General features: G+C 36.5%; 12 protein-coding genes. 3 read left to right on the top strand and 9 right to left on the bottom strand.

Features of this window, described 5'->3' with window-relative positions:
• Window positions 1–18: 18 nt before the first annotated feature.
• The 5 genes from hemW to gpr form a co-directional block, all read right to left on the bottom strand.
• A complete protein-coding gene (gene hemW, locus M1D73_RS22205; protein WP_000249431.1) occupies window positions 19–1,158 on the bottom strand; it encodes a radical SAM family heme chaperone HemW in 1,140 nt (379 codons plus the stop codon).
• A 51-nt stretch (window positions 1,159–1,209) separates the two neighbouring features.
• Window positions 1,210–1,584 (bottom strand): winged helix-turn-helix transcriptional regulator, encoded by a 375-nt coding sequence (locus M1D73_RS22210; RefSeq protein ID WP_001293539.1) that lies wholly within the window; start codon window positions 1,582–1,584, stop codon window positions 1,210–1,212.
• A gap of 130 nt (window positions 1,585–1,714) precedes the next feature.
• Window positions 1,715–3,538, bottom strand: a complete 1,824-nt coding sequence (gene lepA, locus M1D73_RS22215; protein ID WP_001030951.1) for an elongation factor 4 — start codon at window positions 3,536–3,538, stop codon at window positions 1,715–1,717.
• A 210-nt stretch (window positions 3,539–3,748) separates the two neighbouring features.
• On the bottom strand, window positions 3,749–4,114 hold the full coding sequence (locus M1D73_RS22220; protein WP_001215037.1) for a YqxA family protein: 366 nt from the start codon (window positions 4,112–4,114) through the stop codon (window positions 3,749–3,751).
• Window positions 4,111–5,214 (bottom strand): GPR endopeptidase, encoded by a 1,104-nt coding sequence (gene gpr / locus M1D73_RS22225; protein WP_000662620.1) that lies wholly within the window; start codon window positions 5,212–5,214, stop codon window positions 4,111–4,113. The genes M1D73_RS22220 and gpr overlap by 4 nt, the downstream gene beginning before the upstream one ends.
• Before the next feature lie 180 nt (window positions 5,215–5,394).
• Here gpr and rpsT point away from each other — a divergent pair, with 180 nt between their 5' ends.
• The gene (rpsT, locus tag M1D73_RS22230) at window positions 5,395–5,652 is read left to right on the top strand and encodes a 30S ribosomal protein S20 (RefSeq protein WP_001274011.1); all 258 of its coding nucleotides are present in this window, start codon (window positions 5,395–5,397) and stop codon (window positions 5,650–5,652) included.
• An 83-nt stretch (window positions 5,653–5,735) separates the two neighbouring features.
• Here rpsT and holA read toward each other — a convergent pair whose 3' ends face one another.
• A complete protein-coding gene (gene holA / locus M1D73_RS22235; protein ID WP_001279916.1) occupies window positions 5,736–6,746 on the bottom strand; it encodes a DNA polymerase III subunit delta in 1,011 nt (336 codons plus the stop codon).
• A 346-nt stretch (window positions 6,747–7,092) separates the two neighbouring features.
• Here holA and M1D73_RS22240 point away from each other — a divergent pair, with 346 nt between their 5' ends.
• Window positions 7,093–7,227, top strand: coding sequence for a YqzM family protein (locus tag M1D73_RS22240; protein WP_000997609.1), 135 nt, complete (start codon window positions 7,093–7,095; stop codon window positions 7,225–7,227).
• A gap of 31 nt (window positions 7,228–7,258) precedes the next feature.
• Here M1D73_RS22240 and M1D73_RS22245 read toward each other — a convergent pair whose 3' ends face one another.
• The 3 genes from M1D73_RS22245 to M1D73_RS22255 all read right to left on the bottom strand — a co-directional run bounded on the left by M1D73_RS22245 (window position 7,259) and on the right by M1D73_RS22255 (window position 10,815).
• Window positions 7,259–9,580 carry a DNA internalization-related competence protein ComEC/Rec2 gene (locus M1D73_RS22245; RefSeq protein ID WP_121868075.1) on the bottom strand — a complete coding sequence of 774 codons (2,322 nt, stop codon included), beginning with the start codon at window positions 9,578–9,580 and terminating at the stop codon, window positions 7,259–7,261.
• 14 nt (window positions 9,581–9,594) lie between these two features.
• The gene (locus M1D73_RS22250; protein WP_000439770.1) at window positions 9,595–10,152 is read right to left on the bottom strand and encodes a ComE operon protein 2; all 558 of its coding nucleotides are present in this window, start codon (window positions 10,150–10,152) and stop codon (window positions 9,595–9,597) included.
• Between the two features lie 63 nt (window positions 10,153–10,215).
• Complete coding sequence (locus M1D73_RS22255; RefSeq protein WP_121868076.1) at window positions 10,216–10,815, bottom strand: helix-hairpin-helix domain-containing protein; 600 nt, start codon at window positions 10,813–10,815, stop codon at window positions 10,216–10,218.
• A 77-nt stretch (window positions 10,816–10,892) separates the two neighbouring features.
• Between M1D73_RS22255 and comER the strand changes: the two genes are divergently transcribed.
• Window positions 10,893–11,720, top strand: a complete 828-nt coding sequence (gene comER, locus M1D73_RS22260; RefSeq protein WP_001020554.1) for a late competence protein ComER — start codon at window positions 10,893–10,895, stop codon at window positions 11,718–11,720.
• The last annotated feature ends 57 nt before the right edge of the window (window positions 11,721–11,777 follow it).

The raw sequence follows: 11,777 nt of genomic DNA on the forward strand, positions 1-11,777 counted from the left end.
CGCCTATGGAACATTTAATTAGTCAATCAAAAATGATTGGAATACTTCATTCCCTAATAATTTTCCTTTTCGCGTTAAACGCACATGTCCATCTTCCTCTTCAAGCAATCCCTGCTCTTGGTTGCTTTGTAACTGCTTCGCGAAAACTTGATCCATCTCTATATTAAATTTATTGTGGAACGCCGTTTTAGAAACACCTTTTGTTTTTCGAAGCCCTAAGAACAGCTCTTCTTCCATTCTTTCTTTCTCCGTCACTTTGTGAACATCTAAATACGGAAATCCTGTTTCATCAATTTTATTAAAATATTGCTTCAGAGGACCAACATTTTGAATACGTTCTCCGTTCACATAACTATGAGCTCCAGCTCCAAATCCATAATACTCTTCATTATTCCAGTATGTGAGATTATGTCTACTTTTATTGTCACCTTTTGAGAAATTACTAATTTCATACTGGTTATAACCGTGTTTCTCCATTTCATCCATTACTATTTCATACATTTTCGCTTCATGGTCTTCACCCGGAAGACGTAATTTTCCTTTGTTCATTAAGTTATAAAACACTGTTTTTGGCTCCACAATTAATGAATATGCCGAGAAATGTTGTACACCAAGCGTAAAAGCAATATCTAATGTTTCTTTTACATCTTCTATCGTCTGTCCTGGCAAAGCATAAATAATATCTACATTAATATTTTTAAAGCCTACTTCCTGTGCCTCTCGAATCGCGAGGAATGCATCTTCCCTCGTATGCTTGCGCCCGATCTTCTCAAGAAGTTCATCACGGAACGTTTGCACACCAAAACTAATTCGATTTACTCCACCTTCTAGCAGTACATTTAGCTTCTCTTTCGGTAAATCTCCTGGATTCGCTTCAAATGTTAATTCACAATTCGGGGCGAACGGACGCAAATGACGATTAATAATCTCGAGTAATTTTTTTGTCTGTTCCATATTTAACGCTGTCGGAGTTCCCCCACCCACAAAAATCGTTTTCATACTATCAAATGGAACTTTTTGAACCGTATTTATTATTTCCTTCTCTAAATAATCTAAATATTGATCAACCGGTTGGCGTTCAATAAACACTTTATTAAAATCACAATAGTGACAAATGTGCTGACAAAACGGAATATGAATGTATGCAGCTTGTACCAAATATAACTCCTACCTTTCTAAAAAGAAAACCTCCGCACTCCGGAGGGTTCTCTACTTCTCTAACGTATTACGAATTTGTTCCATTCGCATTTTTCCCCAATCATACATCATTTCAACGATCGGTAAAAGTGACATGCCTAGTTCCGTCATATAATACTCAACGCGAGGAGGAATTTCGGGATATACTGTCCGATCAACAATCCCATCTTCCATTAACTCTTTTAATTGGTTCGACAAAACTTTATGAGAAATGCTTGGGAATAACCGTTGTAATTCACTGAAACGATGCGGCCCTTCCACACCAAGATGCCACAGTATCACAACTTTCCACTTTCCACTAATAATAGAAAGCGTCAATTCCTTTTCACAATTAAAATTACCATTTTGTATTTTATCTTGAATATCTTTTCGAATATTTTCGGACATTAACAATCTCCTAACTCTATATGAACTAAAAAGCTCTCTCATTATTGTAAATGAGAGCTGCTCAGATGTCTAAAAAGTAATTATACAGAAAAAAGAAGCCGCACAAACGACTTCTTTTTTATTTCAAATATTAGTTGTCATCCATTTTCAGTACAGCCATGAATGCCTCTTGCGGTACTTCTACAGAGCCAACAGACTTCATACGTTTTTTACCTTCTTTTTGCTTATCAAGAAGTTTACGCTTACGAGAAATGTCACCGCCGTAACATTTTGCAAGTACGTTTTTACGCATCGCTTTAATTGTAGAACGTGCTACAACTTTATTTCCGATAGTCGCCTGAATTGGCACTTCGAACTGTTGTCTCGGAATTAATTCTTTTAATTTCTCTACGATTACTTTACCACGGTCATACGCTGAATCACGGTGTACGATAAATGATAAAGCATCCACTTGTTCATTATTTAAAAGAATATCCATTTTCACAAGTTTAGATGGCTTATAGCCAATTAACTCGTAGTCAAATGATGCATACCCTTTCGTATTTGATTTCAATTGATCGAAGAAGTCATATACGATTTCTGATAACGGGATTTCATATGTTAATGTAACACGCGTTTCATCTAAATATTGCATATCAATAAACGTTCCACGTTTACCTTGGCAAATCTCCATTACAGCTCCAACATAGTCATTCGGAACCATAATTGAAGCCTTCACAAACGGCTCTTCTACACGATCGATAGACTGTGGATCTGGCATATTAGATGGGTTATCAACAATAACATCTTCACCGTTAGTTAAATAAACTTTATAAATAACGCTTGGCGCTGTTGTAATTAAGTCAATCTTAAATTCACGTTCAATACGTTCTTGAATGATTTCCATGTGAAGAAGCCCTAAGAAACCACAACGGAAACCAAATCCTAGCGCTTGAGATGTTTCTGGTTCAAACTCAAGAGCAGAATCGTTTAACTCTAATTTTTCTAATGCATCACGTAAATCGTTATAACGAGCAGAGTCAATTGGATACAGACCACAGAATACCATCGGGTTTAACTTACGGTAACCTGCTAACGGCTCTGCAGCTGGACGTTTCGCATGTGTAATCGTATCACCAACACGTGTGTCACCAACATTTTTAATCGATGCTGCTAAGAAACCTACATCACCTACTGTTAACTCGTCACGTTGCGTAGTTTTCGGTGTAAATACACCTACTTCTGTTACTTCAAATTCTTTACCCGTTGCCATCATACGTACTTTATCGCCAACTTTTACTGTTCCATTTACAACACGGATATAAGCAATTACACCGCGGTACGGATCATATAAAGAGTCGAAAATCATACATTGTAATGGCTCTTCTGAATCACCCGACGGAGCTGGTACTTTTTCAACGATTTGTTCTAAAATTTCTTCAATACCAATTCCAGCTTTCGCAGAAGCAAGTACCGCTTCTGATGCATCTAAACCAATTACATCTTCTACCTCTTGACGTACACGTTCTGGATCCGCACTCGGTAAGTCGATTTTATTAATAACTGGTAAAATTTCCAAATTATTATCAAGCGCTAAGTATACGTTTGCTAACGTTTGCGCTTCAATACCTTGCGCTGCATCTACTACAAGAATCGCGCCTTCACAAGCCGCTAAACTACGAGATACTTCGTACGTAAAGTCGACGTGTCCTGGTGTATCAATTAAATGAAGAATATACTCTTCACCATCTTTTGCTTTATAGTTTAATTGTACTGCGTTTAATTTGATTGTAATACCACGCTCACGCTCTAAATCCATAGAGTCAAGCAACTGAGCTTTCATTTCACGTTGTGTTAACGCGTTTGTTTTCTCTAAAATACGGTCTGCTAACGTTGATTTTCCGTGGTCAATATGAGCAATAATAGAGAAATTACGAATTTTGGACTGTCTTTTTGCTCTTTCTTCTTTATTCATCTATGTTCTCAACTCCTAATAGTCTCGCCAATATACACTAGCACTGATTATATCAATAGAGCAACAAAGATTCAATGAAAACTCGTGCTGCTTACGATACAAATCATTCTATCTATATCTTATGCGAATAAACCATAAGAGACAAACCCTTTTCAAATTTTAAAACGGCTGTCTTACAAACCAGTAAAACAACCGCCTCCCATGTTACTCTTAGCTAAAAATTCCTTTTATTTTCCCAACAACGATATCCGTTCCGAACTTCGTCATTTCATAAGCTACACTAGCTACTGCCATCCCAATTCCTTCTACAACATTAAAACTTCTTAAACGTTCTAACTGTTGTTGTTTTTCTGAGGCCGAAAACGAGCTACCCAAAATTTCTGATTCAGCACCTGTACTTTCTGTCCCTGTCATATGAGCTATTTGTTCATATGACAGTTGCTGATAGCCTTTCATACTTTTCAAACCATGATTAGCAAGTGCCACTCCTGCTATCATCATAAGTAAACATAAAGCCACACTACATATACACAAAAGCGTAAAGCGACTCAAACGATAATCATCTGTTCCCCTCAATGTGTATATGCTCCCGTATTATCTTGATCAATTTGATGATGCAGCGCCGCATTTAAACCACTCGCTATTACATTCGCCATATCCTCAATAAAAGTATCTACTTCTTTTGGGGTTACCATTAAATTATGACCAAGAGGAGATAGCACTTCATAAATCAGCCTTCTTTTTTCTTCTTCTTCCAACGTACCAACAGCACCTAAAAACATATTTCTGCTCTTTTCATCCGGCATATCTTCTTCCGTTAATTTTTTCTTTTCTCCAAATGAAAATCCCGCTGGTAACAAAGAGCGTGAAGGTTTATTTCCTTCTTTCATCTCTCGGCCGAAATGTTTCAAAATAAAATCAATCGTATCACTTGTAATCGAAACAGCATCGACCACAGTCGGAACACCAATCGCGATTACAGGGATACCTAATGTGTCTTTACTTAGTTCTTTACGTTTATTCCCAACCCCCGATCCGGGATGAATTCCAGTATCAGAAATTTGTATCGTGCTATTTACTCGTTCAATAGAACGGGCAGCTAATGCGTCAATCGCAATTACAAAGTCCGGGTTCGTCTGCTCAATAATCCCATAAATAACATCGCTCGTTTCGATTCCTGTAATTCCCATTACCCCCGGCCGAATTGCACTAACAGGCCTAAACCCTTCTTCTACACTTTCAGGCTGTAATTGAAACAAATGTCTCGTTACTAATACATTTTCTACAACTATCGGTCCAAGAGCATCTGGTGTTACATTCCAATTCCCAAGACCTACAATTAAACAGCTTGCTTCTTTTGTAACGCCAACCTCTTCTAAGAAATTAGAAAATTCTTTTGCAAAAATACGCTCCACTTTTTGTTGAAGTTCTGTATCTTGCTGACGTATACCTTGAACTTCAAGCGTTAAATAATTTCCAGGCTTTTTACCCATCGCTTCAGAGGCAGCTTCATCAATTGTTACTTTTGTAATTATAGTCCCCTCTTCTTCTCTCTCTTTTACAATAACTCCCTGTATCCCTTTTTGTTCCTCTTGGCTTTCTTGCAACATTTGATGGGCTTCTACAGCAAGGTCAGTTCTAATGCTATATTTACTTAAATCTAATGGTTCTTTCATCGTATCTCCTCCGTAATTCATAGTAAATATCGTTAGATTTCCCAAAGTTATATAAGGTCATTCTTTCCTTTACGTGAAATTTCATGGATATACTATTGCAATTCTCTTCACCGTTTGATAGAATATCACTTGTTCTATGTAAGAATCGAGTCATTCGATTGCACCAGGGAGGTGAAAAGTATGGCAAACATCAAATCTGCTATCAAACGCGCTAAACTTAGCGAAGAGCGTCGTGCACATAACGCTTCTATCAAGTCTGACATGCGTTCTGCTGTTAAAACTGTAGAAGCTTTAGTTACTAATAACGATCTTGAAAATGCTAAAGAAGCTTTCAAAACTGCTTCTAAAAAACTTGACAAAGCAGCTCGTAAAGGTCTTATCCACCAAAACGCTGCAGCTCGTCAAAAATCTCGCTTAGCGAAACAAGTAAACGCGTAAGGCGTTTAAAAAACGATCCATTTGGATCGTTTTTTTATACACAAAAAAGTTCATGTACTTAGTACATGAACTTTTTTGTGTCATCACATATGATTTAATCGCATTAAGAAAAACTCGAGCACAAGTTTCTTATCCATCTTTCCCGTCTTCATACTATAATCAGCTTCCGCTAATTCTATAATCACTTTTTTTAATTCTTCAAAAGAGAAAAACTTCGTTTGATTCATTGCCAACTTCACGCGATACGGATGTACACCAATATGAGACGCAATTTGATTTTGTCCATAACCACGTTGCTGTAGCTCTTTCACTTGATACAACAAGCGGAATTGACTCACTAATAACGCAAGCAATTTAATCGGCTCTTCCTGCTGCGTAAATAATCCATCCAAAATTTGCATTGCACCTGCAATATCTTTTTTCACCACTTTTTCTGTCAAAGCGAATACATTTTGCTCAACGGATTTTGGTACAAGCTCTGCAACAAGTTTCGTCGTAATCTCTCCGCCCATACCAACGTATAACGTTAACTTGTCCATTTCCTTCGCCAACATTGTTACATTACTTCCCACAAGCTCTAGCAACAAACTAACAGCCGCGTTATCAATATGCACATGCACTTCATCTGCACGAGCAACAATCCACTTCTGAACATCCTGTATTTGCATCGCATTTGCTTCTACTACATCTGCTGTTTTCTTTAATAGTTTTGTAATTTTTTTTCGCTCATCAAGTTTTTCGTAAGGCGCAACAAAAACAAGAATAGAAAATGGAGAAGGTTCACCAATGTATTCTTCTAAAATTTTTATATTTTGCTCTAACTTTTCTTTTTGCGAAGTCAAAAATAGCGGTGATTTTATTAACAGTACTTTCCGTTCTCCGAAGAAAGGAAGCGTACGCGCATCCTCAACCACATCTTCTAAATACGCTTCTTCTAAATCGTATGTCACAACATTAAACTCTCGATCTTCTTCTTCAAGTGCTTCTGTCGTAATAAGCTTTATCGTTTCATTTATAAAAAAAGCTTCCGTTCCATATAGTAAATATAACGGAGCAAACTGTTTCTTTTTAATTTTTTTATGTATATCACTCATACTTTTTCCTACTCCCTAACTTGGCAATATATATTTATACTAATGCCCTAGCTTTTGTTTTACAAGTACAAAGGAACAGGCTTTATAACCCGTCCCTTTATTTATATTAAACGCCACGCAATAAGCCCCGGGTTTCTTATTGGTGTGCGGTAATCACCTTCCCTTTATTATTCGCAATAAAAATTTGAGTATAAGTGCCAACTGTTAACATGCTTGGAAACGAAAAACTCACATTACTTCATGATTTAAAAGTAGCAAAAAAGCTCGTTTTCTCTTCATATGGAAATTGTAGATTTTTTTCTGACAATATTTTATACTAAAGTGGAATGTTGGGGAGGGATTCTAAATGAATGATTTTGAACAAAACGTTCAAAGTAAACGCAATGACGCTATTGATTCAGGGGTAGGATTTATCGTCTCATTTGGTTTTTTCGCAACACTTTTCATCATTGCAACTGTTATTAAATTTATCGGTTCTTAAAGACTGCCACTTCATGGCAGTCTTCTCTTTTTCATCTATTATGTGTTTTATCATATGTGATTTTACTTTTAAAGGTTCCATTTTCCCCTTTAAAAACATAGGAAATAGCACCTTGCTTGTCCGTGCGCCATATCGCACTCCCCATCTTCTCAAAACGCTCTATCACTTCTTTATGCGGGTGTCCATACCTATTCTGCTTACCAACAGATATAATCGCTACCCGAGGCTGTATGACGTTCAAAAAAGGCTCTATAGATGACGTATTACTCCCATGATGAGCAACTTTTAAAACATCCACTTGTAAATCTGGATATGCCTCTACTAAAATCTTTTCCCCTTCTTCTTCCAAATCGCCTGTAAATAGCCACTTCAACCCTCCAAATTTTGCCCATATTACAATTGAAGCGTTATTTTCGCTTTTTTCTTTTCCTTTTGGAGCTAAAACGAAAAATTCCGCTTCATTTACACTCCAACTCGCCCCTTCCCCCACTTCAGTTATTTTCATTTCCTTTTCTAATGCCTGTTTCTTGACTACTTTTTCTAATACTGCATCTTTTCCCTTTCGGCCAAATACCACTTCTTTTACAGGTATATGTGATAATAATTCTTGCGCAGCACCTATATGATCTGCATCTCCATGCGTTACGATTAATTTATCAATTGTTTTAATACCTTCTTTTTGTAAAAAGGGTATTAAAACATCATTCCCAACAGCAAATTCATGCTTTTTTTGTTGCCATTCTTCCTTATTCACACGAAGCGTTCCACCTGTATCAATAAGATAAATCCCTTTATCATACGGAAGGCGAATTAATATTGCATCACCTTGTCCAACATCAATAAATGTTACACTTCCGCTTCCCCTAAAATATGGATATACATAATGACATGTGCTAATAAAAATAAATACACTCGCAACTATACAAACCATTTTTTTCGGCGCTCTTCTTTCCCAAACCATCAATATACTGACAATACTCGCGCAATATACAGCTACAAGATTGAAGGGCGTTTCCCCGAAGATAAACTGGGTAAATGGTAAACTTTCACAATAACTTAGAAAATCATTAGACATACTCAAGCCTATTGATAATACATCCGCAAATCCTTTTGCGAGAAACGGGACAATTGGCATACACAGTAAAATAATAATGCTACATGGTAATACAATGATAGATAAAAACGGAACGTATAAGAGATTGAGGAGAATGCTATATGGAGAAAAATAACCAAAGTGATATAACAAAATCGGAGTACTAACGAGCTGTGAAATGATAGAAATATAAATAGAATTTCGGATTACTCCGTTGCTACTCCCTAACAATAACGGAGCAGACAAAAGTAAAGCGAAGCTACCTACAAAAGAAAACTGAAATCCAATATTAAAAACAAGATAAGGGTCATATATAAGCATACATATAGCTGTTACACTTAAAGCATCTAAACTAGATAAACGAATCGAGCACATAAAAGCAATCAACATCAAAACCCCTGTTATAGAAGCTCTTATAACAGAGGGTGAAGCCCCTGCTAAAACCATATACAAAGGAATACAAATGATAAGGCAAATTGTTGCTACCTCCCTCGTCGCACCGCTTCTTAGCAAAATAAAATATACTATCACCATCAACAATACAATGTGTGAACCTGAAATTGCTAACAAATGTACAAGACCAAATTGTTGATATTGCTCTTCCACTTCAAACGTCATTTGTTGTCTATCACCAAAGAGTAATGCATTCATAAAAGCACCTGATTGCTCTGGAAACATTTCTGTAACTTTCGAGATTGCTTGTTGCCTTAAAAGAAGACTCCATTGCGTGAGCGACAATGATGTTTTATAGCATTCAGAAATATATGTAGCCTCAAATGTGAAATGAATATGTTGCTTGTATAAATAATCACGGTAATTAAAACCATGAAAATTCCGAGCTGTTTCCGGTTCTTTCCTCTCACCCTCGAATACACATGATATCCCTGCGTATAATTGTTGCATTTTTTTCTTTTCCAAAGCTGATTTTATTCTATAACTTAACTGCACTATATTTTTATTCTGATCTTCAAATTGAAAAGATAGGCGATCCCCATTAACAAGCGGTGTGTTTTGTATAACCCCTCTTGTAACTGCATAGGGCTTCCCTAGAGGCTTATTCCATACTTGAACATAGGAAGTGTATATAACGCTACTAAAGCACGCTACAATACAAAAAATGAAGGTTTTACGCGAAGTGCGATATAAACAGAAGAAAACATTTAAAAAGAGGCAAAAAACTATCAATAAAAGTGACGAGGAAAAGGCAATTGCAATCCCTATTATAAACGAGATTGCAACATACCCCCATTGTTCTTGCAACTTATACTCACTCCTTATAGCATCATTTTTGCTTTCGTGAATACATGCTGTAATTCTTCCATTGATAAATTATCTTTTTCTAAAGACACAAATAATTCTTTCAACTCTGTATAACGTTTTTGATCCTCTAATGCAGCAATATCATATTCTAGCGGAACGTGTTTCACTGTTACATTCGCTTGTTCAAATAACTCTATGGCGTATGGATGATTTTTATAATCCTGCGCATAATAAACCGCTGTAATACCACTTTGAATAATTGCCTTACAACATTGTAAACAAGGGAAATGCGTAACGTAAATTTCTGCTTCCTCTGTTTTCGCACCAAACTTGGCACATTGTAATAAAGCATTCATTTCGGCATGAATTGTCCGAACACAATGATTATCGATTACGTAACAACCATCATCTATACAATGTACGCCACCTTTAATTGAACCATTATATCCACCAGCAATAATTCGTTTATCGCGAACGATTGTCGCTCCTACCGCAAGCCTTGTACATGTACTACGCAAAGATAGTAGATGGCTTTGCGTCATAAAATATTGATCCCATGAAATTCGTTCCATATTTTTCACCTACTTTTTTGTCTACTTGTAGTGTAGCGAAAGAAGAAAAACTTCGTCAATCTTTTACGGAATAATAATTTGATCTTTTATCTTTTCAAGAGACTTCGCACCAATCCCATCAATCTCTAATAAATCTTCTATTTTCTGAAACGGACCATGTTCTTCTCGATATTTCAAAATACTTTCTGCCTTTCGAGAGCCAATCCCTGTAATTTTTTCTAGTTGTTCTTTCGCCGCTGTATTTATTCGAATCTTGCCATCTTCCTTAGAAGAAGTAAGCACCCCTTGTTCTGATTCATTTTTACTCGGTATATAAAGAAGCATTTGATCTTGTACAATTTGTGCTAAATTCACTTTTTTCATATCTACTTCTGATAAAAAACCACCAGCCTTTTGAACCGCATCCTTTACGCGATCTCCTTCCTTCATTTCATATACCCCTTCTTTACTAACCGCTCCTTTCACATCAATTATAATTGTTCTTTTCTGTTCCTTTGTATCCGATATTTTCGGTTTACCCTTTTTTTCGATCTCCTTCTCTTGTACATTCATTGTAATAGGCATTCGTTCTACACTCTGATTCGTTTTCCAAAAAACAAGAAAAAGGAAAGTTCCAATAATAGCTACTAAACCTAACCACTTTTTCAGAAAATCCCACATCATTTTACACCTCTAATCATAAATTTATAACATCATTCATATTGTTTAGGAGAAAGCTGTTACGAAGGAGGGATGAAACTTTGAACATAGGAATTATAGGGACAGGAAACATGGGGAATATACTAATCGATGCATTTTTAGAAACCCGTGCTGTCAAACCTTCGTGCCTTACAATCATTAATCGGACGCCTGCAAAAGCATATCATATAAAAGAAAAATACCCTTCTGTTCATATAGCAAAAACAATCCCGGAAGTAATCGAACAATCACAACTTATTTTTATTTGTGTCAAGCCGATAGATATATACCCTATCCTAAAAAAATACGCTGAACATTTTTCTGATGAAACGTGCTTAGTTTCTATTACAAGTCCAATATCTCCATCACAATTAGAGACTCTCGTACCTTGCCACGTCGCGCGTATCATTCCAAGTATCACAAATCGCGCGCTCTCTGGCGCCTCACTATTTACATTTGGAGATAATTGCTCTGAAGAATGGCAACAAAAACTACTTCGTCTATTCAAAAACATTTCTACACCTCTTGTAATAGAAGAAGATATAACGCGCGTTTCATCTGATATAGCAAGTTGCGGTCCTGCTTTCTTTAGTTATTTACTACAATGCTTCATTAACGCTGCTGTAGATAAAACAAATATTACACACGAAGAGGCTACTACTTTAGTAAGTGAAATGGTCGTGGGGATGGGGAAATTACTTGAAAAAGAAATCTTCACATTACCTACCTTACAAGAAAAGGTTTGCGTGAAAGGCGGCGTTACTGGGGAGGGCATTCGGGTTTTAGAAGAGCACGTTGGAGATATGTTCCATAAGTTAATCGAGCGAACACATGAAAAATTTGATGAAGATTTAGAATGCGTTGATCAGCAATTCAATAAACACACATAATAAATACGTCATTTTCATTCCAAATCCTTTTTATAAATACTTACTTTTTTACAATAC

This window comes from Bacillus sp. PK3-067, from assembly GCF_056738645.1.